This is a genomic window from Lacticaseibacillus brantae DSM 23927, from assembly GCF_001436115.1.
GTDB classification, from domain to species: domain Bacteria; phylum Bacillota; class Bacilli; order Lactobacillales; family Lactobacillaceae; genus Lacticaseibacillus; species Lacticaseibacillus brantae.
Genome location: NZ_AYZQ01000004.1, coordinates 20020 through 45042 on the forward strand (window position 1 = coordinate 20020; position 25023 = coordinate 45042).

28 protein-coding genes are annotated in these 25023 nt (G+C 46.8%); 20 read left to right on the top strand and 8 right to left on the bottom strand.

The annotated features are described in order from the left end of the window. Positions 1 to 5: 5 nt before the first annotated feature. From FC34_RS07535 to FC34_RS07555, 5 genes are all read left to right on the top strand, one after another. Entirely contained in the window at positions 6 to 944 is a 939-nt protein-coding gene (locus FC34_RS07535; RefSeq protein WP_057894810.1) for a DNA-directed RNA polymerase subunit alpha, read from the top strand. A 21-nt stretch (positions 945 to 965) separates the two neighbouring features. After that, the gene (rplQ, locus tag FC34_RS07540; RefSeq protein ID WP_057894811.1) at positions 966 to 1346 is read left to right on the top strand and encodes a 50S ribosomal protein L17; all 381 of its coding nucleotides are present in this window, start codon (positions 966 to 968) and stop codon (positions 1344 to 1346) included. Positions 1347 to 1664: 318 nt separating this feature from the next. After that, positions 1665 to 1919 carry a GlsB/YeaQ/YmgE family stress response membrane protein gene (locus tag FC34_RS07545; RefSeq protein WP_057894812.1) on the top strand — a complete coding sequence of 85 codons (255 nt, stop codon included), beginning with the start codon at positions 1665 to 1667 and terminating at the stop codon, positions 1917 to 1919. A gap of 87 nt (positions 1920 to 2006) precedes the next feature. Further along, positions 2007 to 2738 carry a hypothetical protein gene (locus FC34_RS07550; protein ID WP_057894813.1) on the top strand — a complete coding sequence of 244 codons (732 nt, stop codon included), beginning with the start codon at positions 2007 to 2009 and terminating at the stop codon, positions 2736 to 2738. Positions 2739 to 2775: 37 nt separating this feature from the next. Further along, a complete protein-coding gene (locus FC34_RS07555; RefSeq protein ID WP_157052274.1) occupies positions 2776 to 3492 on the top strand; it encodes a hypothetical protein in 717 nt (238 codons plus the stop codon). Positions 3493 to 3580: 88 nt separating this feature from the next. Here the strand turns inward: FC34_RS07555 and FC34_RS07560 are convergent, their stop codons facing one another. After that, positions 3581 to 4348 carry an acetoin reductase gene (locus tag FC34_RS07560; protein ID WP_057894815.1) on the bottom strand — a complete coding sequence of 256 codons (768 nt, stop codon included), beginning with the start codon at positions 4346 to 4348 and terminating at the stop codon, positions 3581 to 3583. Between the two features lie 172 nt (positions 4349 to 4520). Here FC34_RS07560 and FC34_RS07565 point away from each other — a divergent pair, with 172 nt between their 5' ends. From FC34_RS07565 to rpsI, 9 genes are all read left to right on the top strand, one after another. Then, the gene (locus tag FC34_RS07565) at positions 4521 to 5357 is read left to right on the top strand and encodes an energy-coupling factor ABC transporter ATP-binding protein (RefSeq protein WP_057894816.1); all 837 of its coding nucleotides are present in this window, start codon (positions 4521 to 4523) and stop codon (positions 5355 to 5357) included. Beyond that, the gene (locus FC34_RS07570; RefSeq protein ID WP_057894817.1) at positions 5333 to 6199 is read left to right on the top strand and encodes an energy-coupling factor ABC transporter ATP-binding protein; all 867 of its coding nucleotides are present in this window, start codon (positions 5333 to 5335) and stop codon (positions 6197 to 6199) included. The genes FC34_RS07565 and FC34_RS07570 overlap by 25 nt, the downstream gene beginning before the upstream one ends. After that, positions 6192 to 6986: an energy-coupling factor transporter transmembrane component T family protein gene (locus tag FC34_RS07575; RefSeq protein ID WP_057894818.1), complete on the top strand. Its 795-nt coding sequence runs from the start codon at positions 6192 to 6194 to the stop codon at positions 6984 to 6986. Before FC34_RS07570 ends, FC34_RS07575 begins: the two co-directional genes overlap by 8 nt. A gap of 130 nt (positions 6987 to 7116) precedes the next feature. Next, the gene (locus FC34_RS07580; protein WP_057894819.1) at positions 7117 to 7356 is read left to right on the top strand and encodes a hypothetical protein; all 240 of its coding nucleotides are present in this window, start codon (positions 7117 to 7119) and stop codon (positions 7354 to 7356) included. 39 nt (positions 7357 to 7395) lie between these two features. Continuing rightward, positions 7396 to 8139, top strand: a complete 744-nt coding sequence (truA, locus tag FC34_RS07585) for a tRNA pseudouridine(38-40) synthase TruA (RefSeq protein WP_057894820.1) — start codon at positions 7396 to 7398, stop codon at positions 8137 to 8139. 78 nt (positions 8140 to 8217) lie between these two features. Further along, the gene (locus FC34_RS07590; RefSeq protein WP_057894821.1) at positions 8218 to 10005 is read left to right on the top strand and encodes an ABC transporter ATP-binding protein; all 1788 of its coding nucleotides are present in this window, start codon (positions 8218 to 8220) and stop codon (positions 10003 to 10005) included. Next, positions 9998 to 11854, top strand: a complete 1857-nt coding sequence (locus tag FC34_RS07595) for an ABC transporter ATP-binding protein (protein WP_057894822.1) — start codon at positions 9998 to 10000, stop codon at positions 11852 to 11854. The genes FC34_RS07590 and FC34_RS07595 overlap by 8 nt, the downstream gene beginning before the upstream one ends. 124 nt (positions 11855 to 11978) lie before the next feature. Beyond that, positions 11979 to 12425 carry a 50S ribosomal protein L13 gene (gene rplM, locus FC34_RS07600; RefSeq protein ID WP_057894823.1) on the top strand — a complete coding sequence of 149 codons (447 nt, stop codon included), beginning with the start codon at positions 11979 to 11981 and terminating at the stop codon, positions 12423 to 12425. Positions 12426 to 12438: 13 nt separating this feature from the next. Next, complete coding sequence (gene rpsI / locus FC34_RS07605; protein ID WP_057894824.1) at positions 12439 to 12831, top strand: 30S ribosomal protein S9; 393 nt, start codon at positions 12439 to 12441, stop codon at positions 12829 to 12831. A gap of 126 nt (positions 12832 to 12957) precedes the next feature. Here the strand turns inward: rpsI and FC34_RS07610 are convergent, their stop codons facing one another. Then, positions 12958 to 13896, bottom strand: coding sequence for an alpha/beta fold hydrolase (locus FC34_RS07610; RefSeq protein ID WP_057894825.1), 939 nt, complete (start codon positions 13894 to 13896; stop codon positions 12958 to 12960). 177 nt (positions 13897 to 14073) lie between these two features. Here FC34_RS07610 and FC34_RS07615 point away from each other — a divergent pair, with 177 nt between their 5' ends. Next, positions 14074 to 14643, top strand: coding sequence for a TetR/AcrR family transcriptional regulator (locus FC34_RS07615; protein ID WP_057894826.1), 570 nt, complete (start codon positions 14074 to 14076; stop codon positions 14641 to 14643). A gap of 195 nt (positions 14644 to 14838) precedes the next feature. Here FC34_RS07615 and FC34_RS07620 read toward each other — a convergent pair whose 3' ends face one another. Continuing rightward, positions 14839 to 15852 carry a Dam family site-specific DNA-(adenine-N6)-methyltransferase gene (locus FC34_RS07620; protein ID WP_420805044.1) on the bottom strand — a complete coding sequence of 338 codons (1014 nt, stop codon included), beginning with the start codon at positions 15850 to 15852 and terminating at the stop codon, positions 14839 to 14841. An 86-nt stretch (positions 15853 to 15938) separates the two neighbouring features. Between FC34_RS07620 and FC34_RS07625 the strand changes: the two genes are divergently transcribed. Beyond that, positions 15939 to 17348 carry a type II restriction enzyme gene (locus FC34_RS07625; RefSeq protein ID WP_057894827.1) on the top strand — a complete coding sequence of 470 codons (1410 nt, stop codon included), beginning with the start codon at positions 15939 to 15941 and terminating at the stop codon, positions 17346 to 17348. Between the two features lie 183 nt (positions 17349 to 17531). Here FC34_RS07625 and FC34_RS07630 read toward each other — a convergent pair whose 3' ends face one another. The 5 genes from FC34_RS07630 to FC34_RS07650 are packed head-to-tail and all read right to left on the bottom strand — an operon-like array spanning position 17532 to position 20825. After that, entirely contained in the window at positions 17532 to 18305 is a 774-nt protein-coding gene (locus FC34_RS07630) for a class II aldolase/adducin family protein (RefSeq protein WP_057894828.1), read from the bottom strand. Positions 18306 to 18307: 2 nt separating this feature from the next. Then, complete coding sequence (locus FC34_RS07635) at positions 18308 to 18559, bottom strand: hypothetical protein (RefSeq protein WP_057894829.1); 252 nt, start codon at positions 18557 to 18559, stop codon at positions 18308 to 18310. 14 nt (positions 18560 to 18573) lie between these two features. Continuing rightward, positions 18574 to 19974: a PTS galactitol transporter subunit IIC gene (locus FC34_RS07640; protein ID WP_057894830.1), complete on the bottom strand. Its 1401-nt coding sequence runs from the start codon at positions 19972 to 19974 to the stop codon at positions 18574 to 18576. A 25-nt stretch (positions 19975 to 19999) separates the two neighbouring features. After that, complete coding sequence (locus tag FC34_RS07645) at positions 20000 to 20338, bottom strand: PTS sugar transporter subunit IIB (protein WP_057894831.1); 339 nt, start codon at positions 20336 to 20338, stop codon at positions 20000 to 20002. Positions 20339 to 20354: 16 nt separating this feature from the next. Beyond that, positions 20355 to 20825 (bottom strand): PTS sugar transporter subunit IIA, encoded by a 471-nt coding sequence (locus FC34_RS07650; protein WP_057894832.1) that lies wholly within the window; start codon positions 20823 to 20825, stop codon positions 20355 to 20357. Positions 20826 to 21058: 233 nt separating this feature from the next. Here FC34_RS07650 and FC34_RS07655 point away from each other — a divergent pair, with 233 nt between their 5' ends. The 4 genes from FC34_RS07655 (at position 21059) to FC34_RS07670 (ending at position 24891) form a co-directional block, all read left to right on the top strand. Beyond that, entirely contained in the window at positions 21059 to 21820 is a 762-nt protein-coding gene (locus FC34_RS07655; protein ID WP_057894833.1) for a DeoR/GlpR family DNA-binding transcription regulator, read from the top strand. Then, entirely contained in the window at positions 21817 to 22809 is a 993-nt protein-coding gene (locus FC34_RS07660; RefSeq protein ID WP_057894834.1) for a 1-phosphofructokinase family hexose kinase, read from the top strand. The genes FC34_RS07655 and FC34_RS07660 overlap by 4 nt, the downstream gene beginning before the upstream one ends. 194 nt (positions 22810 to 23003) lie before the next feature. Beyond that, on the top strand, positions 23004 to 23960 hold the full coding sequence (locus FC34_RS07665; protein WP_057894835.1) for an NAD(P)-dependent oxidoreductase: 957 nt from the start codon (positions 23004 to 23006) through the stop codon (positions 23958 to 23960). Position 23961: 1 nt separating this feature from the next. Next, a complete protein-coding gene (locus FC34_RS07670; RefSeq protein WP_057894836.1) occupies positions 23962 to 24891 on the top strand; it encodes an ADP-ribosylglycohydrolase family protein in 930 nt (309 codons plus the stop codon). Positions 24892 to 25023 lie beyond the last annotated feature (132 nt).

Sequence of the window (25023 nt, forward strand, 5' to 3'; positions counted from 1 at the left end):
ACTAGATGATCGAATTTGAAAAGCCAAACATCACTAAGGTTGATGAAGGGACCAATTATGGTAAGTTTGTCGTTGAACCACTTGAACGTGGCTATGGGACAACTTTAGGGAACTCGTTACGGCGGATCTTATTGTCTTCTCTGCCAGGGGCTGCTGTTAGCAGCATCCAAATCGATGGCGTCGTGCATGAATTCTCGACAATCGATGGCGTGCTTGAAGATGTGACGCAAATCATCTTGAATGTTAAGGAATTAGCATTGAAGATTGAAGGCGACGAAGATAAGACTGTTGAAATCGACGTTCAAGGTCCTGCAACCGTCACGGCTGCAGACATTGTCGCTGACAGTGATGTTGAGGTGCTAAATCCTGAGCAGTACATTTGTACAGTTGCAGAAGGTGGTCACTTCCACGTCCGCATGACAATTAAAAAAGGTCGCGGGTATGTGGCAGCTGATCAAAATAAAGTTGATGACATGCCAATTGGGGTCTTGCCAATCGACTCGATTTTCACCCCGATCAGTCGGGTTAACTACCAGGTTGAAAGCACCCGGGTTGGTCGGCGTAATGACTTTGATAAGTTAACGCTGGACGTTTGGACCAATGGTTCCATCAGTCCCCGTGAAGCTATCAGCTTGGCCGCGAAGATTCTGACTGAACATTTAGATATCTTTGTTAACTTGACCGATGAAGCTAAGAACGCTGAAATTATGGTTGAGAAGGAAGAAACACACAAGGAAAAGATGCTTGAGATGACCATCGAAGAGCTTGACTTGTCTGTTCGTTCTTACAACTGCTTGAAGCGTGCTGGAATCAACACCGTTCAAGAGTTAACCAACAAAACAGAAGCCGATATGATGAAGGTTCGTAACTTAGGTCGTAAATCACTTGAAGAAGTGAAGAACAAGTTATCTGACTTGGGCTTAGGCTTACGTAACGAAGACTAAAACAGCAAAGGAGGCCAACTCATGAGTTACCGTAAATTAGGGCGGACAAGCTCTCAACGTAAAGCAATGCTTCGTGATTTAACGACTGACTTGTTAATCAACGAACGCATTGTGACCACTGAAGCACGTGCCAAGGAAATCCGTTCAACTACTGAAAAGATGATTACCCTTGGTAAGCACGGCGACTTGCATTCACGTCGTCAAGCAGCTGCATTCGTTCGTAATGAAGTTGCTGACATCCGTGAAGATGGCGACACTGTTGTCGTTCAATCTGCATTGCAAAAGTTGTTCAGTGACATCGCTCCTCGTTACGCAGATCGTAAAGGCGGTTACACCCGCATTATGAAGACTGCGCCTCGTCGTGGTGATGGTGCCCCTATGGTCATCATTGAACTTGTCTAATTAAATATCCGAGTTCACCCTTGTGGTGATCTCACTTTGATCATTTGATCGATGGAGCGTTACGATGTTGGCTACCTTTCGGTACGGATTTTATCCGAGGCAGAGGTTTCTGCTGGCCTAGTCTAGCTTGCGAGTGCTGGGGCAACCCAGTTTCTCCATCATTAAATGATTTTTTTACATATTAGAGTTGTTCGATGAGGACAACCCAGCGTGTGAACACGTTTAGCCGCCTCAATTCTGTTGGGGCGGCTTTTTGTGTGCATTGGCGGTGGTCAATCAGTTATGCTTAATATAAGCCATTCATAAGGAGGAATTATTATGTTACATTTCATCTGGCTTTTGATTATCGGCGCCATTATCGGTGCCATTGGTAGTATGATTGTTGGCCGTGATATGCCTGGTGGTTGGGTTGGTAATATCCTGGGCGGACTTGTCGGGGCCTGGCTAGGGACGATGCTGTTGGGCAGCTGGGGGCCTCATGCTGCTGGCCTGGCAATCTTTCCGGCGATTATCGGTGCGATTATTGTCGTTCTGATTGTTTCAGCCATTATTGGGACCCGTAAACGACGGTAATTAAATGCAAAGTGGCGCGCAGGCGTCACTTTTTTTGTGTTTCCGGATACTGGCAGGTATAGTGCTGGTAGAAGGATGTGAATTGCGATGAAGAAATTACTAGGGTGGCAATTTGGGTTAATTTTTGCGATCGGTTGGACTGCTGTGGAAGTGTTGAGTGTTTATCTTCGCCTATTAATCTCCCAAAAGGATAGCTCATCTGGTGGTTTGATTATTCCCAACATGTATGTCAGTCCGACTGGGGCTGCGGCTGTGGATTGGATCAGCGGAATTCTGGGATTTGTCATTGTCTCCGTATATTTTATCAACAGGTTTACGTGGAAGACGGCCTCTAAGGGGTATTTATTCACAGATGTGATCGGTTCAACTGTCATGGCGTCTGGTTTATACACAGTGCTTGTGACAATCGCCGCACAATTTTATCCGGAAGTTCACCTGCAGTGGACAAGTAATTGGCTCGGAGGCAGCATGCTATTCTTGCTGTTCTGGCTATTGACCGAAACCATTCTATTGCTGGCCAGTGCGGTGGTGTTGGGCCAACACGCTCAGCGCCTGCGGGCAGTCGAGTTTCAACGCGCAAATGCGCCTGCAATTATTTTCGTGCTAGTGGTGGTCTTGCTAAGTGCCGCACAGTACCGGAGCACCCGACTCGCCATTCCTGGTGGCTATTATCAAGTCGGCTGGTCATTTAGTACGGCAGCCACCTCAACTTGGTTAGTGGTGGCTGGCCTGATTGTGTTATTCGCGTTGGGACTGTGGCTAACGCAACGCTTGGCCCAAGCACTGGATGGTGATCAATCCACAGCTGGGGATAACTAACGCGCAGATGTGCGTATAATGATGGTAACGAGGTGTAATGATGAAAAAGATATTGGGTTGGCAACTAGGGGCAATATTGGCTATTGGTTGGGCGCTTATCGAAGTGCTGACGGTCTACTTACGAGCCGCAGTGGTTCAACCAGGGGCAATGGGACCAGGGTTCCTGTTATTACCGACGATGTGGGTCCATCAAGGCGGTGGCATCAGCGTTGACTGGCTTTCTGGCGTGTTTGGCTTCGTGTTCATCACCGTGTACTTCATCAGCCGCGCGACCTGGAGCACGGCATCTAAAGGCTATTTACTCACAGATGTCATTGGATCAAGCGTGGTCACCGCGACGTTATACACAGCTGTGATTATTGGCGCCGCCCAACTTTACCCGGAGGCAAATCTTGTGTGGACCAGCAACTGGCTGGGGGCGATGAGCACGGTGATGCTGAGTTGGTTGATGATTGAAGCCATGTTGCTGATGGCGATGGCGGTGGTTATTGGCGGTCACGGTCTACAGATTCATGCCATTGATCAGGCACTGGCTGTTGCACCGGCTTGGACTTTGCTTTTCATTTTGCCGTTTGTTGGGTTTCTAGGGGTCCAACAGCTGCAAGTGATTATTCCTGGTGGACAATATCAGTTCGGGCCCGCCTATGCTGGTCCAGCTCATTCAGGCTGGTTGGTCAGTTTTGCGCTCATGATGATTACTGCTTTAGCCGCCGCTTTTATCTGGCGATTTGCCCAAGACTTAGACCACAAATAAAAGGAGGTGTGACAAAACTTGGTTTTGTCGCACCTCCTTTTTGGTTGTCATCACTATGCCATGGGCAAGAGTGCGTGGTGATGCTGCGTTAAATGTAGCGGATGCCGCCATCGACGACGTACGTTTGACCGGTAATGTAATCAGCCTTATCACTGGCTAAGAAGCTGACCAGGTTGGCAATATCTTGGGGATGTTCGCCACGGCCCAGAGCGATGCTTTGGATATAATCGTGCAATGATTGGCCGATTGGCACATTGTGGATTTCTGACATCCGCTTATCAATCAGATCCCACATTGGGGTCAGGACAATTCCGGGGGCATAACCATTGACAGTAATATGGTCTTTGGCTAATTCTTGTGCGGCTGATTGGGTCAAGCCACGGATGGCAAACTTGGTTGCAGAATAAGGGCCGAGGAGTTCCATCCCTTCATGGCCGGCAATAGAGCTGGCGTTGATAATCTTACCCTTGCCTTGTGCGCGCATGATTGGGGCGACGGCCTTGATGCCGTAGAAGACGCTATTAACGTTAATCTTGAAAATTTTGTCGAAATCAGCAGCACTAGTTTCTTCAATCGTTCCCACTTGGGCGATGCCGGCGTTATTAACTAATACGTCAATGGTGTCAAAAGCGTTCTTGGCTGCGACAACCATGGCGTTGACACTGGTTTCGTCTGAAACATCTGTTTGGACGGCGAGGCCTTTAACACCTAGGGCCTCAACTTGGGTCACTGTGTCTGCGGCTGTGGTTGGATTTAAATCCGCAATCACGATATTGAAGCCGTCTTGTGCCAGTTGCAATGCGATTCCTTGGCCAATCCCTTGGCCGCCACCAGTTACAATTGCTGTCTTTGTCATTTTGAACACCCTTTCATGGTGAAATATACGTGAAGTATATCACTAGGTTTGATGTTCGACACTTAATTTGTCCCGCACAGGTTTCTGACAAGACATTTAGCATGAAACCGCCATTTTGCGCATGAATATGGTAAGATAGTCTCGTTGTAAAACGGATAAAAGGGGTGGCCTTGTGGACAACGCGATTTCGGTATCACATCTAAATTATCACTATGCGGACTCAGACCGCTTAGCACTCAATGATATTAATTTTGACGTCGCGGCTGGCGAATGGGTCGCTATCATTGGCCACAACGGGAGCGGGAAAAGTACCCTGGCCAAGAACCTCAATGGCTTGCTGGCACCTGACTCAGGCACCGTTGAAGTTGCCGGCATGACCCTGTCGGAAGACACCGTTTGGGATATCCGTTCTAAAATCGGGATTGTCTTTCAGAATCCAGATAACCAGTTTGTTGGCGCAACGGTGGCAGATGATATTGCTTTTGGTTTGGAGAATCGGGGCGTGCCCCGACCAGAAATGGTTGAGCGCGTCAAAGATGCCCTCGCGCGCGTGAAAATGACGGATTTCGCCGATCGCGAACCGGCGCGTCTGTCTGGAGGCCAGAAACAACGCGTCGCCATCGCTGGGATTATTGCCCAACAACCGGAAATTATTATTCTTGATGAATCAACGTCCATGCTGGACCCGGCTGGTCGCCAAGAAGTATTGGCGACGATTAATCAGTTGCGGGATGAGCTGGGCTTAACCGTATTATCAATTACTCACGATATTGAAGAGGCTGCCGGTGCCCATCGAATTATTCTGCTCAACGATGGTCAGATTAAAGAAGTGGGCACGCCAGAAGAAATCTTCGCCCACGGTTCTGAACTCCTGGAATTGGGCTTAGACGTACCGTATGCGGCTAAATTAAAAGAAGCCTTGAGTGAGCGGGGCGTGAAGCTCCCAGATGGCTATTTGAATGAAGAAAGGCTGGTGGATTACCTGTGGACATTACATTCGACCATGTAGATTTTACCTATCAAGCAGGGACACCATTTGCCGGCGACGGGATTAAAGACGTCTCCGTCACCATTCATGATGGGAGCTATACTGCCATCATCGGCCACACCGGGAGCGGGAAGTCGACGCTGTTGCAACATTTGAACGCGTTGCTCAAGCCCACCGCCGGCTCTGTCACGATTGGCGATTTCACCATCACCAAGGAGACAAGCAATAAGAATCTCAAACCCCTGCGGCAAAAAGTGGGGATGGTCTTCCAATTTGCCGAGAACCAATTGTTTGAACAAACCGTTGCCCGCGACATTGCTTTCGGCCCGAAAAACTTCGGTGTCAGTGATGCCGATGCCCAAGACTTAGCCAAGCGGATGGTCAAACTTGTTGGCTTACCAGAGGATGTCTTGGACAAATCGCCTTTTGATTTATCTGGTGGGCAAATGCGCCGAGTGGCGATTGCTGGCGTTTTGGCCATGCAGCCAGAAGTTCTGGTTCTCGATGAACCCACAGCCGGCCTGGACCCTGCCGGTCGTCATGAAATGATGGCCATGTTTGAACGCTTGCATCGCGAACAAGGGCTGACCATTGTGCTGGTCACGCATCAAATGGATGACGTGGCCGACTATGCTGATCATGTTTTAGTGATGGAGCAGGGCCATTTGATCAAAACTGGCAGCCCGCGGGAGATTTTCGCCGACCCAGCGTGGCTCCAAGAGAAGCAATTAGGGTTACCGACTACAACCCAAATGGCACAGGACTTAGTGAATAAAGGTTTCAGCTTCAACCCAATGCCACTGACCGAACAAGAATTGGCCGACCAGCTCGTCCCACAACTGGGAGGTGCTAGCCATGAATAAATTACTTTTAGGCCGGTATGTGCCTGGTGACTCGTGGGTGCATCATTTGGATCCCCGCACGAAGCTGCTCGCCAGCTTTTACTACATTGGGATTATCTTCTTAGCCAATAATTGGCAGACGTACTTGTTGATGTTTATCGTGACCTTATTTATTATCTATCTTTCAAAAATTAACATCAGCTTCTTCCTGCGCGGCGTGCGCCCCTTGATATGGTTGATTCTGTTCACTGTCACGCTGCAAATTCTATTCTCGCGTGGCGGAACGGTTTACTTCCACTGGGGATGGTTCTGGCTGACGGAGTACGGGCTGATTAATGGGGCATATATCTTTATGCGATTTGTCCTCATTATCTTCATGTCCACATTGCTGACGTTAACGACCCAACCATTGTCATTGGCCGACGCTGTGGAATCGCTCCTCAAACCATTGAAGCTGCTGCATTTCCCAGTGGTAGAATTGGCCCTTGTGCTCCAGATTGCCTTGCGCTTTGTGCCAACCTTGATGGATCAGACCACCAAGATTATGAATGCCCAGCGCGCGCGTGGGGTGGACTTCGGGACCGGGAATATTTTCCAACAGATGAAGGCCGTTGTGCCACTGTTGATTCCACTCTTTGTCAGCAGCTTTACGACTGCAGAGGACTTGGCGACAGCCATGGAATCTCGCGGTTACCAAGGCGGTGACAATCGGACCAAGTTCCGGGTTCTCAAGTACCACAATAGTGATATCATCGCTGGCGTCTTCATGGTCGCATTGACCGTCGCACTGGTGCTACTGAAAAACTAACAGTAAAGGCTGCAGCCTATCGCCGCAGCCTTTTTTGTATGAGGGGCATTACTATTAGCCGAAAATTCGATATACTGATAGCTATAGAAATTTCGGACAAACCGGATAGATTTTATAATTTGGAGGGCGTATGGGTTTATTAGACCGTTACTTGGAAATGAACAGCGCGACTCGTTATAGTGTGGCCAAAGCTAATGGCGTTACACCATCAAAATTACAACGTGCGGCGGGCTATACGACAGCTGGTGGCATTACTACCCATGTTATTATCTATGTTGCGAGAGCACTCGATAAGACACCGGGCACAGTGCTTGATGAGCTTATTGCTTTGGAGAAGACTGGCGATGCATTTGATAAAAATCTGGACTAATCAATTAAGGTAGCAGCTTTTTTGAATGAAGGAGACACAATGACGCATTACAAACTAACCCTGGCTTATGATGGCACCAATTTTGCCGGGTATCAGGTTCAGCCAAAGCAGCGGACCGTTCAGGGCGTTTTGGAGAAGGCCCTGGCCAAGATGACGAAAGGTATCCCAGTCCATGTAGACGGCTCAGGAAGGACCGATTCAGGCGTCCACGCGCTGGGTCAAGTGATTTCATTTGAGTATCCCGGCGACATTCCTGCGCCCAGTATGTTACGGGCCATGAATAGCCTCATGCCGTTGGATATTGAAATTTTACAAGCTGAGATTGTGCCTGAGGATTTCCACGCGCGTTTTTCCGCCAAGGGCAAACGCTACTTGTACCGCGTGGCACGCGGACGCTACACCGACCCGTTTAATCGGCTGTATACCGGCCACTATCCGTATCCGCTGGATGTCAGTCGGATCGAGTTGGCCTTGCAAGACTTGATTGGTACCCACGATTTCACCAGTTTTGCCGCCAGCGGTGGGGTGATTGTGGATAAGGTGCGCACGATTTATGAGGCCACCGTGGTGGAAAAGCCAGAGCAGAATGACTTGGTATTTGAGTTTTACGGGAACGGTTTCTTGTACAATATGGTCCGGATTCTGGTCGCCACTTCGCTTGAAATTGGCAACGGTCGCCGCGATGTGCATGATTTTATCCGCCTGTTTGAGGTCAAGGATCGCCAGCAAGCGCGTGGTACGGCACCGGCATCCGGGCTGTACTTGAAGGAAGTTTACTATTGAATATTAAAAACATTGACATTTTCCTTCGATAACTCTAATCTTTCTTTAATCATTGGAAAACTTTGGAGGAGGTGCGCAATGGGAGAACAAGTCCGGACAATTCTCGCGAATCTTGCCTGGCTGCGGCGACAGCCTGGTAGTGGTCGCATACGCAGACAGACATTTGCGGGGCTCGGCCTCAATTTGATAATTGTGATTGGTGGCGCATCAATACCCGCAGTTGTCATCAATCTGCTGACTCAGCCGCAGGTATTACCGTTAGTGGGGATTATGGCACTTGTGGCAGGTTTGGCCTTGGCCAGCTGGTTTTATGATCAAAATACTACCGCCACGCTTTGGGGCACTATTGCTCTACGAATGCAATTAAGCCTTAAGGATGCTAAGACATTTCTGAATCTTCCATATCTGGTGCAGACTAATCCGACCATTCAAGCACAGCGGGCTGAAAGTGCCAAGAGAGGTTTTGAAGATGATGAGCGTGGCGTTGGGCCCTTTGTGACGGCAGGCACTCAACTTTTAGAATCGTGCCTTATCGCGGTCATTATCATAGTGATTAGCCTAACCCTAGCCTGGTGGATCCCCGGGGTATTAGTCGGCACCATTGCCCTGACTCTCGTTGCCTTATACCAGCTGAATCAGTTCCGCACGCAGGCGTCAGCAAAGCTGAATCAGCTCTATTTTCGCCAGAATTATTTCTTTGAAACTGCGTTTTCGAGTCAGGCCAGTGAAGATATGCGATTGTTTCATTTCGATGGGTTGATGATTCAGAATATTGATAAGTTGCAGGCTGAAATTCTCGGGCTGGAACGGGTCGTCAATCGGCACCAGCAGTTGATTGAATTACTGATTAGTGGCATTTCGGCGTTACGAATGTTGACTGTATATGGCTGGCTGCTCTGGTTAACAATCAATGGTCATCAAAGCGTCGGCCAATTTACGTTTTATTTTGTCTTATTGAGCACCATCGAAGGCCTCGTTAGAGCGAGCAGTTTGGCTTTAAGTGAGTTTTTGCGAGCAAATACCGATTTAACGATTGGTCGCCAGTTCATCGAGACCTACGAAGGGGCGGAAGATTCGGTGCTATCTCCGGCAATCACAAGGCAAGGGTTAAAGGTCATCTTCAATCATGTCTCCTTTAGTTATGGGGACCAGGTGATTATCGATGATTTGAGCTTCACGATTAGGTCGGGGGAATCGATTGCCCTGGTAGGCAGTAATGGCGCGGGTAAGACGACCCTCACCATGTTGCTAATGGGGATGATTCGACCAACTAGCGGGGAGATATTTTTCAACGACCAATCAATCAACAATCTGACTACTGCTGAAATTCTGGCCTATTTTTCGACGATGTTTCAAGATAATGTGATTTTTGCCGCCGATGTCCAACAAAATGTGAGCGTTAGTCGCGACCCCTCAGTCGAAAGCGTCCGTCAGGCCCTTAGTCAGGCCGGACTCTATGACCGCATCGCAGCATTGCCAGATCAAGAAGCGACTGAGATGACCCAGTATTTGAGTTCAGATGGCGTGTCGTTATCAGGTGGCGAGACCGAAAAGTTGATGTTAGCGCGGATGGTTTACCATGCTGCCCCCATGGTCATTTTAGATGAGCCCACGGCGGCGCTCGATGCCCTAGCTGAGAGTCAGCTTTACCAACAAATTCAACACTTAGTCAAAGGTAGAACAAGCCTATTCATCTCGCACCGGTTGGCCTCAACTGGTTTCGCCGATCGCATTTTCTTCATGCGAGCCGGTCGCATCATTGCCGAAGGCACACACGCGCAATTACTGCAGACAAGTTCAGATTACCGAGCGCTGTTTAACGCTCAGCGGCAATATTATGCTGAAGGCGGTGATCAGCATGCTTAGTCGACAGAATGCTTTTCACTCGTTGCGCCATGTTCGTCGAAACTTACAGGCGGCGAATCAACTTTATCCTCATATTGTGTTACTCCAACTGCTTAGTGCAGTCGTTGCCAGCCTGACAAGTTTTGTGAGTCTCAGCTTTTTAGGGGTCTTTATTAATCAGTTGGTTGGCGGCCAGGCCAAGCAGACTGGGTTCTTCTTACTAGGTGCATTTGTGATGGTCGTTTTCTTATTGAACGCAATCGGCCAGTGGTTGGCCGTGAATGCCAGGTTGCAAAGCCAGGCGCTCAATATGCGCGCACGGTCTAATATGGCTAAGCATCTTGTCGAGGTCGATTACACGACGTTCATCGATGGCGAATTTCGAAATCGATATAGTGCGACCAAAACAGGTCTGCAATTCACTGGGGGATTTGAGATTTATATCAATTCGTTCTTAAATCAATTGGTTACGTTAGTCACAACCAGTGTGTTAGCCGCTGGGCTGGTTGTGACCTTGCTGGTGAGCCGGAGCCCTCAGCAAACGGTTTTGGCGGGTTTCGTTAATTCGCCTTTTTTCATAGTTGTGTTAGTGATTCTCGTTGTTTTGCCGCTACTTGCGGCGGTATTCTTCTCGAAGCGTGGAAGTGCAGTACTGGACGCGTTCTTTGCAGCCAATATCAAACTGAATCAGGTCCTCTCATATTATTTCGAAATTGCCTTCAAGAGCGTCTCTGTGGCGAAAACACTACGTTTGTTTGATCCCAAAGATAGTTTTCTTGATGAGGCCAATAAGCAGGTTATAGCAGGTGTGAGCACTGATACCGAGTTGCAATTGAAGTACAATCAGCTTGCTGGGATGCCGGGCTTGATTACAGGTGCCTGTGTGGGTGCGTTGTATATTTTAGTAGCCAGCAAAGCATTGACAGGGGCAATTTCAGTCGGCTTTGTGGTAGCTAGCGTCGGATATCTGCAAGTATTGATTCTGGCGTTGTCTGGGCTGTTTAATGCGTGGGGGAATCGGCGGGCTGCCATGCGGACAATCGACGATTACACCGAATTTATGGCTATGGGTGAAGTCGGCGCCCAACCCGGATTGCCATTGAAGGAAACTGCTAAATTCCGGATTCAGTTTGAACATGTTAGTTACCGTTATCGTGGGCAAACGGGGTTGGCTTTAGATGACATTAATCTTCGAATTGACGAAGGGGAACGAATCGCCGTTGTCGGGCCCAATGGTAGTGGTAAATCTACTTTTGTGAAACTACTCATTGGGCTCATTAAACCAACGAGTGGCCGGATTCTCTTTAATGGTGAGGACGTTCAACAATTAGATCACATCGCCTATCAGCGATTATTTGGCGTCGTGGCCCAGGATTTCTTTGTGTTCGCGACCTCGATAGCGGAGAATATTGTTGCTGGCACATCGCCACGGCGTCAGGAGCTTGACGATAGCTTGCGCCTCAGCGGACTGGCTGATCGGGTTGCTGATTTACCCGCTGGCAGTCGGACACCTGCCACACGGGAGCTGGATGCACAGGGCGTCAGCTTGTCTGGCGGCGAGGCGCAGAAGCTAGCAATTGCTCGGGCCATTTATCAGCAGCCAGAGTTTCTGGTTTTAGATGAGCCGACTGCTGCTTTAGACCCACTGGCTGAGGTGGCTGTGTACCAGAACTTTGATCAGATGATTCAAGGTAAAACAGGGTTGTACGTTTCTCACCGGATGAGTTCCACTCGATTCAGTCAGAAAATTTATGTTTTCAATCAGGCTAAACTTGTTGCTCAGGGAACGCATGAGAGCCTTATGGCCGAAAACGGGCTCTACGCTGAGCTTTTTAATGCGCAGGCACAGTACTATCAGGATAACGCCTGACTTTTTTTAGATTGACTTGAGGCTGAATTCTTGTTACATTAGTAGCTGGTATTGTTTGCCCCACGATAGGCCCCGGAAACTTATTGAGTGTCAAACAAACACAGATTATTGGAGGAAACAAATCGTGCGTACAACTTTCATGGCTAAGCCAAACGAAATCGAACGTAAATGGTATGTTATCGACGCAACAGATATCGCCTTAGGTCGTTTATCTTCTGTCGTGGCTTCTATTTTACGTGGTAAAAACAAGCCTACCTTTACCCCAAACGTTGATACTGGTGATAACGTCATCGTCATCAACGCTTCCAAGTTGAAGTTAACAGGCAAAAAGGCCTCTGACAAGATTTACTACCGTCACAGTCAACATCCAGGTGGTTTGAAGCAAGAAGTTGCTGGCGATCTCTTACGGGACAACCCAGCTCGCTTAGTTGAATACTCAGTTAAGAAAATGTTGCCAACCAAGAACACTCTTGGTCACCAACAATTCTTGAAGCTTCATGTGTACGCTGGTGAAGATCACCCACATGCTGCTCAAAGCCCTGAAGTATTGGACATCACAAACCTAATTTAAGGAGGAAACTACTGTGGCACAAGTCTCATACAGCGGCACTGGTCGTCGCAAAAACTCTGTTGCTCGGGTACGTTTAGTTCCTGGTAACGGTAAGATCACTATGAACGGTAAAGACGTTCGTGACTATCTTCCATATGAAAACCTGATTACTGATATGGTGCAACCATTTGGTATCACAGAAACTACCGGCAGCTATGACGTTCTCGTTAACGTTATCGGCGGTGGCTTCTCTGGTCAATCTGGTGCTACCCGTCATGGTATCGCTCGTGCACTCTTAACTGTTGACCCTGATTTCCGCGGTCCTCTTAAGCGCGCCGGCATGCTTACACGTGACCCTCGTATGAAGGAACGTAAGAAGCCAGGTCTCAAGAAGGCCCGTAAAGCTTCACAATTCTCAAAGCGTTAATCTTTCGATTATCTCTTTGGAGAACGCAGAAAACCCCTGTGGACATTTGTCCGCAGGGGTTTTTGTGTGGCAGCTATTATGTTTCTTGGCACGAAAAAAGGGAACCAATAACGGGTCCCTTTTGATTTAAGCAATGAAGTCTGACGTCAGCTGGCCAACCTGGGCTGGCTGATCAAGCCAAGGCATGTGCCCGGCATTTTGAATCAGTTGAAATTGACAATTGGGAAATGCAGCCGCAATCTCTTTGCCTTTATCGACGGTCGCAAAGGTATCATTGACGCCCCAAATCATTTCAACAGGAAAGTTTAGATTTGCTAACTCATTCGCTTCGATTTCATTGGTAGAATTGGCATTGAATGTCCGTAGCAAGGACAGGGTGGATTCTTGATAGTATGGCAAATTCTGGAATCGATAATAACATTCACGAAAGGCTTTCGGGAGACCATTCATCGCTTGTTCGCTCGTGCCCATCATTTTCAAACCGTTCAAGGCATGATCATAGTCTTTCGGCACCATCTTTTTGACGGCAAACTCACCGACAACTGGCATCACCATTAGCTTGAGTGGCAGTGGCGTTTTACCTAACATGACCCGACCGGGATTCCCAATCAAGACTAATTTCTCGATCCGTTCTGGGCGAGCCATGGCGTACCATAAAGTCCAGTGACAGCCCATGGAGTGTGCCATAATTGTGACCTTGTCGAGATGTAATTCATCTAAAAGGTGATCAAATAAGTCGATAATAAAGGGACGGATGTCAACTTTTTGATGATTCATACCATCACTCAGCCCGCCACCAGGGCGATTGAAGAGGAAGAATTTGTTTTCTTTCATCTGGGCAATCAGTGGAATGAAGGGGAACATGTCGCCGGTATTGCCAGGCACGACTAAAACGGGCGCGCCAGTGCCAATCTCGGACACACGGAGACGCAGATTTTCTTTCTCATAGGTAAACCAATGTTCTGTTTCTTCTAAATCATAAGCCCTTAAAAGTTCCTGCTCGGCTTGAGCTGCCGCTTTAAAGGCGGCACTGTCGTGATCTAAACGTGGTTGTTGATATGCCATTATTTTTCTCCTAAAATTTACTTTGAGCACGCGCTAGCGAGTTCTAAATAGTTGCGGCATGCTTCATTTTGTTGTTTCGTTGCAGACTTAGAAGCACATTGGAATTCTTTTATATTGCTATTGTAAGTCAACCTCATGCCAGAAGGGAGGTACAGAATTACAGATTCTGTTTCACTTATGGAAAAACTATCAATCAGTAAACAAAAATTATTAACCGCTCTGGCCTATCTTTTAGCGACTGAACCAGTCGAAAACATTAAAGTATCAGAACTCATTTCAAAAGCTGACGTGAGTCGTTCAACCTTTTATCGGGTTTTTGAGACGAAAGAAAGTTTCTTCCAATGGGTATTGGATCATTATATGGAGGGACTCTCGGGAGCGGCCAAGTACAGTGCCAGCTCACCCCGGAAATTCTATCAGCATTATTTTGGCTACATCTACGACAACGCCATTTATTTCAAAACCTTCAACAATAGTTACGTGTGGCCACGATTCCACTATGAGCTGAGCCAGATTGGGATTGATGACTATCAGAAGTTTATCTATCGTCAAACTAATGATTCAACCTTAAGCAATGTTCTCAGCCATTATGTTGTCAACGCGCATATCGGGGTCGTGATGGCATGGCTTGGTGAAACGCCAATCCAGAGCCCTGACAAAATCGCCGAATTAGTCACAGCCATGACGAGTAGTGTATTTGCCAGCCAAGGCCTAGATTTGGCGGATGTGTTTCCGTATCGGAATTAGAGGCAGTAAGGTAGATGCGTGTGGTGAAGTCTGGAAGCGGGCCGGTAGGACTTCGAGTTCACAGGTTAGTAGCTGCTCAGTAGATCTGGCCGGGAGAAATAGAAACCCCCTGTGGACATTTGTCCGCAGGGGGTTTTGTTCTATATAGTGTTGGATGATATCATTAGAACTGTTAGGCTGCGATTAAGCTTCCGCCTAGTACGTAGTAATAATGACTTCACCAATCTTTCCGCGTCCGGTGGCTTTACTATTGATGGCTCTATTGGCCTTTACATGGTGTATCTTAAAGGCTTTGTCTTGATAAAGTTCTTTCGTCAATGGCACGTCCGCGTTGGACAACATCACAGAAACACCATCGCTGGCAAGTTCAAGGGCGAGGTCTCGTAACTCCTCTTGTTGAACCAAGCCAAATCCGCCTGCTGTATAGCTGGTGAAGGTGGAGGTCAGATTAACCGGGATATATGGGGGATCAAAGTACACAAAATCGTTTTGCTTGGCTGAATCCATAATGTCTTGATAATCGAGGTTGAAGATTTGAACATCATTGCGACTCAAATATTTTGAGACATAAGGGAGTGAAGGTGGGACGATTTGCGGGTTGGTGTAAGTTCCAAAAGGAACATTATTTTGACCCTTTGAATTGACTCGCCACAACCCATTAAAGCCGGTTTTGTTCATATAAATAAAACGGGCGGCTCGTTCAGTATCGGACAGCCTTACAATTCTTCCGTCACGATCCATGGAGCGGATATCCAAGTAATATTCTTTACTATTCTTGTTTTGATGAACCGCCAATAATTCCGTGAGGTGGTGTAGATCTTCCTTCACGGCGCTCCAGGCAAAGTAAAGGTCAGGATTGAAATCATTGATCACAGCTCTTTCTGGCTGTAGGGCGAGTAACAGTGCCCCGCCTCCGACGAAGGGCTCGAAATAAGTTTCAAAATTGTTCGGAATATATTTTTTTAGTTGAGGAAGCAATTGGCGTTTTCCGCCAACCCATTTAATAAACGGCGTGGGGGCTTGAATCTTCGCACTTGCGATAATATCCTCCCCAAGCGCAGAGGAGACTTTAACCTGGTTTTGCGTCTTCCAAGTATCGACGGGCTTCTGAACCATGGACATCAATGTTGTGTAAGTAATACCCGACTTTTTAGCCAGATCTTTCATAGTCATGCCCTGGGACAGGGCTATCTCCTTGACAGTCGTCATGGCAATCTCCTTTTCGTATTCGCTAACAAGATTTTAACAGTAATTACGATCCTTGTATATAATTTCTTTTGAAGGGTGGCATCATAGTGGAACTTAAGAAACTTTCTTCTGACCTCGCACGAGATCGAAAGGTTGACAAAGCGTGGGATATTCTGTTCGAGGAATTACATATTGCCGATACGATTGCGAGATCGGGAGAATTTGTCATTACAGCCAACACAATTAATAGGGTAGTTAGAGAACATTACGCAGAAAGATTCCATGAAAATGCACCTGACGCCCGGAATTTACTGAAATTTGATTTTTCAGTTGACCAGCCGAATGTCTTTCGCGCAAATGATCTGTCTATTATGCCGATCGGTCACGATCACTATAAAATTTCAGATTTTAAGATGTACCAAGAACTTAAATACGAATCTGGCGAAATCTATAAGCGATATTTTCCTGATTGGATCGTCGGGATTGATCCGACCAAGTTGACTAGTGAGCCCACTGCCCAGGCCGTTGCAGACGTCACGGGCATGCTTAAAATTGTTATGGGTGTTGATGACCCACCGATTTCGACATTGAGCGGCAAGAAGGGGACGGGCACGCTGGATTTTGACATCGAAACCTTTGGGGGACCTTTTAAATCGGTGGAAATTGATGGCTGGCAATCTGAAATTGATGGTCTGTATGAAACTGAGGACACAGCTCTCATTTTAGAGTCTAAGATGAAGGCACCGAAAGATTTCAATGTCCGGCAAATCTACATCCCAACGCTGATCTATCAGCAGATGTTGAAAGAACGGAATGTACACAAGCGGATATTGGCTGCGTATTTCATCTATTCAAATGATACATTCATCTTTAATTTATATGAATTTAAAGACTTAACGATGTACAACTCATTGGAATTGAAACACCAATTTCGCTTTAGATTGAGTGAGGGAGAGGTCTTCTCAATGCCTGAATTGTCTGATTTAACCGCAAAGACCCAGCCAATTGGCGAACCTGCCAACGATGCAGATCCGATTCCATTTCCACAGGCCAATAACGTATACGTTATGTCAGATTTGATTGAGAGCTTGCAAGCTCCGAAAGTCGTTTTGAATGTTGATGGGCAAGAGGAGACTTTCACTTCAGGAACCACTGAAGCGTTTGTTGCACAAAACAAGTATTCTCCACGCCAAGCAGGCTACTATTACAATGTTTTACGCTATTTTGGATTCGCCGATAAGGATGCTACAGGAATTTTCAAAACCACCTCGCTGGGCACGGAATATGCTAAGGCAACTGGTTCAAAACGGACAGAACTCATGGCTGCTGGACTGCTAAGAAGTGCAGTTTTTAATAGCCTCATCGAGTTGCAGTTAAAACAAACCGAGCCATTGACGGATGAAGATATTATTCAAGTGATGAAGGATCAAAGGCTTCAAATTAGTGAAAGCACTATGAAACGCCGCTCAAGTACTGTCCGAGCATTAATTGGCTATCTTTTTGATAATTTAGACTAGGCACGAGACTATTAGCGTGTAGTTTATTTTTCAAACAGATTGATGTTTTCTGGCTGTAAACTTTTGAAACGAAAAAAACTACCCCTAAATTGTTAGATGGTAAATCTAACAATTTAGGGGTAGTTTGAGTTATTATCGTGAACCCGGTCATCTTTGCGGAACTAGGCGTGCTATCGGGATGGATTAGTCTCCGACTGCCACTGTTCCACGGTTATAAACTGGACGATTATTCATAAGATCTTCCAGATCACCGATGCGATCACCCTTGGAGTAAAAACCATCAAGCAAGCCCAATTTTTGGAAGATGGCTTGTTTGTACGCAATCTCAGCGTTCCATTCGGTTGTATCTACAATAGCCAATGCCTGATGAATTGCTGACAATCCGTCCATGACTTTGTCTTTCTGACCAACTGTAATCAGAACTCCGTGACTATTCAAAAGATACATGTGCATGAGTGCAGCATCGCCAATCTCTGCCACATGAGAGGCCACCAGTTCTGCTAAAGGTTCAGAGCAGTTTGGCTCAAAGTCAAGAGTCTCAATTGGCCCGAGCTTTTGTGTTGCTTCAGTGACATTAGGTTCGTTCAGTCCGCTGGTAGCCCAAAACATCGAATTTTTGGCGTGTGAGTGTAGAACGGCCCGGATATCTGGGTTAGCATCGTAAACTGCTTCGTGCATGTTAATTTCACGAGTGAGTTCGCCTTCGCCGGCAATTATCTTTCTTGTGTGAGGTTCTACAACGAGAATTTGTGACGGACTGAGTTCACCAAGATAAGCTTGCGACATCATAGTAGGTGTCATGATGATGTAGTCTTTGCCGTCATCTCCAGTTACTTTAAAGGAGAAGTTCCCACCAGCAATATTTGTATCATCCCGTTCCATGATAACTTTAACGATCTTAGCCAAATCTTCACGTTCATGTTCAAAAATAATACGGCCTTCAGGTGCACTAATCATAATTAATTACCTTCCTTTTTTGGTGACCCCTTGAATACTCCTGCTTTGACTAAATCTTCCTTTAAAAATTCCCTTTTTTTACGATTCTTAGCAAACAACGCAGCATCGCCTCTGTATTTCACGAGCAAGCCTAACGGAATCACAAAAGCGTTTAGCCAGTAAATTCTTGATGTCATCGCTGTAAAAAAGATTGCAAAGGCCAGGAAAGCGATGGCAGTCCATAAGATTTTTTCTCTCTTACTTTCCTTAGACATTCGGTTGCCTCCAATCAAGCTTTGGCCTGAGCTGTTGTATCTTCAGTTGCAGTCGCTTCTTTACTAGCCGCTTTCTTGTAACGCTGAGCTGGGATAGGATTCTTCTTGAAACTCCGGTAAACCAACCAGAACAGCGCGATCAACATGATGAGAAGAACAATTTGAATCCAGTGCCCCTGAAAGGCAGTTGCCATCAGGTAGCGAAGATCAGGGGCTTCAATTGAGCTCCAAGAGACCTGTGACCCAGCTGGAACCTGGATTGCTTTTGTTGACTTTGCCAAGTCGGTGAAGACATTTGAGAAATAACTAGCACCGTAGAGGAATAATGGTTCGTAGATTACGCCTAGAACTACCATCCGGAGCAAGTTACCACCAGTCAGTAACAATCCGCCAACACCTAAGCTGTAATTGATAACACCGGCGAATGGGAGAATTGTATTACCTGGCAGAATTGCTGCATAGATAATGCTGACAGGAATAAGAATCACCATTGTTACCCACAGTTCAGTACTCTGACCGAGAATTGGCCAATCGAGTCCAATGACAAAATCACGGTTTTTGAAGCGCTTCTTCATAAAATTGCTCATGGTTGTACCGAAAGGTGTTAATGAGTCCATAAAGAACTTGGCCATTACCGGGAAGATTGCCATGATAGCACCGGTGGTAACTGCTAGATTGAGGGCGTTACCGACGGAATACCGACCGGCCAAAGCCAAAATCAAACCAATAATGAAGCCCATGACAACTGGTTCCGAAAGAATCCCAATCTTCTTTTTAAGTGCCTTAGCATCCCATTGAGTGTTGAAGACGGGGATGAAGTCCATCAACCTGTTTATCGGCCACATAATGATAGCGGTGAAAGCTTCAATGTGGGTTGTTGTAACCCCTGGGTAACCCAGCATATCGTGAATTTCATCGCGCCACATATCGCCTAATTTAAGCATGATAGCCACTTGGATGGCGCCAGCCACGAATGCCCAAACATAGTTTCCAGTGAATGAGTAAACCATATAGGCTGTCAATGCAATACCCCAAACGTTCCACATATCGGCGTTAATTGTATCTGTCGTCTTGGTGAGTAACATGATAACGTTTACACCAATCTCAACGGCAAAGAACACGAAGGCCAGTGGCCAAGCCCACGTAATGGCAGCAGCGCCCGTCCAGCCAAAATCGACAGTGGGAAGATTGATACCAGTGTTTGTAGCTAATGCTTTAGCAGCTGGGCTGACTGCAGCAACTAACGCATTAATTGCCATGGTCATCCCGACAAAACCAACCCCAAGATAAAGACCTGATAGTATTGCCCGTGAGGCTTTCATCCCAAAGATAAAACCTAAGATCATGATTAAAGCCGATACAACAACTTGTGGTCCTGGTGACAAAATCGCTTGAACTATTCCATTCCAATCCATCATATTACCCCCCTTCGACGAAGAATTAATCTACACTGTGGCTCTTGGCAACATCTTCAACAGCCTTCAGCACCTTAGCGTCGGCTTCTTCTTCACCGATACCAGTGAGCCATGGAACACCGATGATTTCTGTCACATTGTGTTCATCGATTGTTTCTTTCAAATCATCGTCAGCAGGGGCGATCCCCACATAGACGATGATGTCAGGGTTGCTGTCAATCTTTGCTTTTGCAGTCTCAACAGGCGCAGGATCTGCGTGAGCAAAACGATCCAAGTCATGATCTTCAAGAAATTCATTAATCTTACTTGCGACTTGAGGACTTGTTGCGACACCGGAACCACAGCATACTAAGATTGTTTTCATTTTTAAGATCTCCTTTTTAGGCCTTCACATGGCTAAATTTATTGACTAAAAGTTGTGACATTTTATCTGTTGTTTCCGAAGCAAGGAATTGCTCAACAAAGGTTTCATCTTTAAAAGCAGCAATGATATCAGCGAGCAGTCCTACCTGTGCAGAGGGTTCCTTAATGCCTAAGAACAAGAAGTTTTCAGTCTGCATGTTTTGTGAGTCACCCATTTGTAACCAATCAAGTAGCTGGGTAGTTCGTGCCACGTAGATGAAAGGTTTCTCTACAAATTCAGGATCGACGTGAGGTAGAGCTAAACTAATATTTGGAAAGACAAGTCCGGTAGGGTAAGCCTTTTCCCGTTTGATCAGCCCTTCGATGTAACCTTTGCCAGCAAACCCTTTTTCCTGAGCATCTCGACCTATCAAATCAAATAATGAAGTTGAATCAGTAGCTTGCGCATTGAGGTTGATCAAATCTTTGTTAAATAGTGAATCGTACATTTTTCCTCCTCCTTTTTATGTTCACCTTTTTAAATAATGTTCATCTTTGTTTCACCACGTATAGTAAACGCTTTCTTTGGAAGAGTCAAGACTTTTTTATTTTATATTTTTAGCGCACATTCAGGAGGAGTTCACCTAAGGGATCAACTAGGACGATCATCAATTGAGATGAACACACTTGAACATTTTTTTGCAGAGATATATAATACGGGTATTCAGATGGAGGTGAAGAGATGTTCAAACAAGATAGGCAGAATGCCATTGTTGCACTGCTGAATAAATCAAAATCTGGCACTCTTTCTACTGTTGACATTGCCTCAAAACTTGAAGTGGCACCGATGACAATTCGACGGGATTTAACAGAGATGGAACGCAATAAGCAGGTAACTCGCATCTACGGTGGCGCTAGTGTCTATATAGAAAAGTCGACGGACGAGAAGAAGATTCTCCAGAAGGAAGCTAAATCTGAAATTGGCAGAGAGGTGGCCAAGTTAGTTAGACCACAGATGACGGTTTACTTAGGTGCAGGGACAACTATCTTTGCAAGCTTGGACTTTCTTCCAACTAGTTCTGACATTCAATACGTTACAAACTCGGATATTGCCTTTCATCACTTAGCCCAAAAAGACGCAAACGTTGTTCTAACAGGAGGCACATACCATCGGACCACAAATGAATTTGTCGGCCTCATTGCTCAGCAGGCGTTGAACAATTTTGTTTTTGATTTGGCATTTGTCAGTACAAACGGAATTTGGAAAGACGGGGCTACAACGTCAAATATTGCAGAAGGTACTGTGCAAAAGGTTGCTATTGATAGATCAACTAAGACGTATGTTGTCGCAGACCACACCAAGTTCGATCAAGCCGATCGATTCAGCTTTCTGCAACTTGATAAAACGAATTCGTTAATCACTGATTCAGGAATTTCAAAACGGGACTATCAACATTTTAAGACTAGAACAAACTTGATCGTAGGAAAGAAGGCAGAGTTATGATTTTAACGATTACATTGAATCCTTCGCTAGATGTTGTTTATCAGACCGCAACTTTTAAAATCGGGGCTACTAATCGAGAATTGAATCACCGGACAGTAGTGGGAGGGAAAGGTGTTAACGCCGCGAGGGTGTCATCGATTCTTGCAGGAAAGACTTCTGGGAGAATATCCGCGACCGGTTTTATTGGAAAGAAAAATTCTGATCTGATCCTTGACGAACTGAAAAATTTCAACATTAATAACGAATTCGTACCAATCGATGGAAAGACCCGATATTGTTATACAATCCTCGATGAAGAAGGGACTAAGACGGAACTCAATGAGATTGGAGAACCAATAAGCCAGGGATCTTTGGAGAAATTGCTAACTATCATTGATAAGATGGCCGATCTGACGGCGGTTTCCATAAACGGTTCTGTTCCTGCTGGATTGCCGACCGATACGTACAGACAGATTTTGAAACACGTAAAAGCACACAATCCTGAGGCACAAGTGATCCTTGACAGCTCTGGCGCGGCATTCTCTGCCGCGCTCCAATCTGCAGAACTGCCTGATATTATTAAGCCCAATTCTGATGAATTAGGGCAACTTCTGAACCAAGAGATTCCTGAATCTCCGATTGAAACTCTGCGAGCGTTGCAAGATGATCGGTTGAAGGGTATCCCAGCAGTTGTTGTTTCTCTTGGCCATCAGGGAGCTGCTTTGAAAATAGGGACCGATGTACCACACTTCTATTTCGTAAAGACTCGGCTTCTTCGTGAAGTGAATGCTGAAGGATCGGGCGACGCTGTTGTTGGCGGGATGCTCTACGCAATCGACCAAGGCCTCGATCTGTTGACGGTCATTAAGTACGGAATGGCCGCAGGTATGGCTAATGTGATGGAAGCAAAAACCGGATTTGTTAATCCAGAAAATGTTAGCGCTTACGTTGAGGACGATTCGCAAATCATTTTTCAAGAGGTTAATCGTACTGATCTCTCAATGAATTGATAAAAGGTTGATTATCACGAGGAACCTAGTTGATCAAATGTTCATGTGTGATATCAACAGCGGCGTGGTATCAGGTTCTATATCAAGTCGACAAGTCACCCCATCCCCGGGGGTGGCTTTTTTGCACTTCCTTTGCCTTTTCGCCAGAGAACTCCGATAATGGGCTGTAATAAGACAAGTCAGGAGTGAGCAGGATGGCAAGGGTATTTATTAGTGATAAGATTCCGGCGGTGGCTGCAGATCAGTTGCAGCAAGCGGGGCTTGATGTAGTGGCTTATGCGGGCGATGGGTTGATTGACCACGACGAATTGAAGCGCCAAGTGGCGAGTGCCGACTTCTTGATTTCGACGCTCTCCACGACTGTCGATGCGGACATCATTGAATCCGCGCCTCACCTCAAGCTGATTGCCAATTTTGGCGCGGGCTTTAACAACATTGATATTGCGACGGCCAGTGCCCACAAAATTCCTGTGACCAACACCCCAGCGGTCTCAACGAATTCAGTCGCCGAGGTCACGATGGGTCTGATGCTCGCGGCAAGCCACCGAATTGTTGAAGGTGACCAATTGATGCGCACAGAGGGTTTTGATGGTTGGCAGCCGTTGTTCTTCTTAGGCCATGAACTGCGTGACAAAACGCTTGGCATTGTCGGTCTGGGCAATATCGGGCAGGCAGTGGCCAAGTTGGCTGATGCGTTTGGGATGCACGTGAACTACACCCAGCGGCATCAGCTGACGCCGGATCAAGAACAGGCGCTGAATGTGCATTTTGCAACGCTGGACGAGATTGTGGCCGACAGTGATTTCATCTCACTACACATTCCGCTGACAGCTGATAATAAGCACATGTTTAATGCGACAACGTTCAAACGGATGAAGCGAACGGCTTGGCTGATTAATGCGGCGCGCGGTCCAATCGTGGACGAAGCAGCATTGGTCACCGCCCTACAACAAGGCGATATTGCCGGAGCGGCGCTGGATGTTTATGAACACGAACCGGAAGTTGAAGTCGGCTTAAAGCCGCTGAAAAACGTCATCTTAACGCCGCATATTGGTAATGCTACGGTGGAAGCGCGTGATCAGATGGCTAAAATCGTCGCCGGTAACGTGATTAAAGTCTTGCAGGGTGAAAAGATTGTGGCGGTGAACTAATATGCTTTCACAACAACAAATTAAGCATCTTATCACGGGCAGCATGGTTGCCGATGCGCTAGGGGTGCCGGTCGAATTCCAACCGCGCCAATCGGTGGCTGTCTCGGGGATGACGGGTTATGGTACTTACAATCAACCGCCAGGCACTTGGTCAGACGATTCGTCTCTGACCTTGATTCTGATGGCTAACCTCACTGAAGGCGGCGACCTGGAAGACCTTTTTCGTAAAATGGTCCGCTATGTTGAGAACGGAGACTACACCCCGTTTGGACAAATGTTTGATATCGGCGTCACCACCCAAAAAGCCATCGACAATTTTCGGGCGCGTGTGGCACCGCTTGATTGTGGCGACCCTTCAGAGTTTGCCAATGGCAATGGGGCGATCATGCGCCTGGCGCCACTTGCGATTACGCTGTTGGACCAGGTCGACTTGGTGGCGCGCATTGCAGCGATTCATGACTATACGGTGATTACACATGCCCATCCTCGTTCAGTGGTTGCCAGTGTGATTTACTGTGAACTCCTGCGGGAGTTGTTCTTGGGGCAGAGCCTTGCGAGCGCCTTGGCGATTGCAATGAATCGGGCTGAAGAAGTCAATCAAACTGACGAACTGATGCATTTCTCGCGGTTGCGTGATGGTTCATTTGTTGCCCTGCCAGAATCTGTCATCGCTAGTGACGGCTACGTGGTACATTCATTGGAAGCAGCGCTGTGGGCCAACTTTCAAGCAGAGACGTTTGAGACGGTGGTTTTAAAGGCCGTCAATCTGGGCAATGATGCTGATACGGTGGCTCAACTGGCCGCAATCATCTTCTTATCTGGTCATCCTGAGGCACCAATCCCCAGTGATTGGCTTAAAACGTTAGTGACAACACCGCAAGCAGACCAGATCACTGCGGACTTTGCGCAGGCTTTTGGTCAGCCGAACTGAATGATTTCTCGGGTGATGAAATGAAACGAATAATTGGACTGCTGGGCATGCTGGTGCTGACGTGGCATTGGCGACCAAAAAGGGTACATTAAGCAATAGGCTGCCGTTGGCGGTCTATTTTTTTGCGTCGAA

Excerpts from the sequence above, each read along its gene's own strand:
- FC34_RS07535 (WP_057894810.1), top strand. The coding sequence starts at position 6 with ATGATCGAATTTGAAAAGCCAAACATCACTAAGGTTGATGAAGGGACC.
- rplQ (WP_057894811.1), top strand. The coding sequence starts at position 966 with ATGAGTTACCGTAAATTAGGGCGGACAAGCTCTCAACGTAAAGCAATG.
- FC34_RS07545 (WP_057894812.1), top strand. The coding sequence starts at position 1,665 with ATGTTACATTTCATCTGGCTTTTGATTATCGGCGCCATTATCGGTGCC.
- FC34_RS07550 (WP_057894813.1), top strand. The coding sequence starts at position 2,007 with ATGAAGAAATTACTAGGGTGGCAATTTGGGTTAATTTTTGCGATCGGT.
- FC34_RS07555 (WP_157052274.1), top strand. The coding sequence starts at position 2,776 with ATGATGAAAAAGATATTGGGTTGGCAACTAGGGGCAATATTGGCTATT.
- FC34_RS07560 (WP_057894815.1), bottom strand. The coding sequence starts at position 4,348 with ATGACAAAGACAGCAATTGTAACTGGTGGCGGCCAAGGGATTGGCCAA.
- FC34_RS07575 (WP_057894818.1), top strand. The coding sequence starts at position 6,192 with ATGAATAAATTACTTTTAGGCCGGTATGTGCCTGGTGACTCGTGGGTG.
- FC34_RS07580 (WP_057894819.1), top strand. The coding sequence starts at position 7,117 with ATGGGTTTATTAGACCGTTACTTGGAAATGAACAGCGCGACTCGTTAT.
- truA (WP_057894820.1), top strand. The coding sequence starts at position 7,396 with ATGACGCATTACAAACTAACCCTGGCTTATGATGGCACCAATTTTGCC.
- FC34_RS07590 (WP_057894821.1), top strand. The coding sequence starts at position 8,218 with ATGGGAGAACAAGTCCGGACAATTCTCGCGAATCTTGCCTGGCTGCGG.
- FC34_RS07595 (WP_057894822.1), top strand. The coding sequence starts at position 9,998 with ATGCTTAGTCGACAGAATGCTTTTCACTCGTTGCGCCATGTTCGTCGA.
- FC34_RS07610 (WP_057894825.1), bottom strand. The coding sequence starts at position 13,896 with ATGGCATATCAACAACCACGTTTAGATCACGACAGTGCCGCCTTTAAA.
- FC34_RS07615 (WP_057894826.1), top strand. The coding sequence starts at position 14,074 with ATGGAAAAACTATCAATCAGTAAACAAAAATTATTAACCGCTCTGGCC.
- FC34_RS07620 (WP_420805044.1), bottom strand. The coding sequence starts at position 15,852 with ATGACGACTGTCAAGGAGATAGCCCTGTCCCAGGGCATGACTATGAAA.
- FC34_RS07630 (WP_057894828.1), bottom strand. The coding sequence starts at position 18,305 with ATGATTAGTGCACCTGAAGGCCGTATTATTTTTGAACATGAACGTGAA.
- FC34_RS07635 (WP_057894829.1), bottom strand. The coding sequence starts at position 18,559 with ATGTCTAAGGAAAGTAAGAGAGAAAAAATCTTATGGACTGCCATCGCT.
- FC34_RS07640 (WP_057894830.1), bottom strand. The coding sequence starts at position 19,974 with ATGGATTGGAATGGAATAGTTCAAGCGATTTTGTCACCAGGACCACAA.
- FC34_RS07645 (WP_057894831.1), bottom strand. The coding sequence starts at position 20,338 with ATGAAAACAATCTTAGTATGCTGTGGTTCCGGTGTCGCAACAAGTCCT.
- FC34_RS07650 (WP_057894832.1), bottom strand. The coding sequence starts at position 20,825 with ATGTACGATTCACTATTTAACAAAGATTTGATCAACCTCAATGCGCAA.
- FC34_RS07655 (WP_057894833.1), top strand. The coding sequence starts at position 21,059 with ATGTTCAAACAAGATAGGCAGAATGCCATTGTTGCACTGCTGAATAAA.
- FC34_RS07660 (WP_057894834.1), top strand. The coding sequence starts at position 21,817 with ATGATTTTAACGATTACATTGAATCCTTCGCTAGATGTTGTTTATCAG.
- FC34_RS07665 (WP_057894835.1), top strand. The coding sequence starts at position 23,004 with ATGGCAAGGGTATTTATTAGTGATAAGATTCCGGCGGTGGCTGCAGAT.
- FC34_RS07670 (WP_057894836.1), top strand. The coding sequence starts at position 23,962 with ATGCTTTCACAACAACAAATTAAGCATCTTATCACGGGCAGCATGGTT.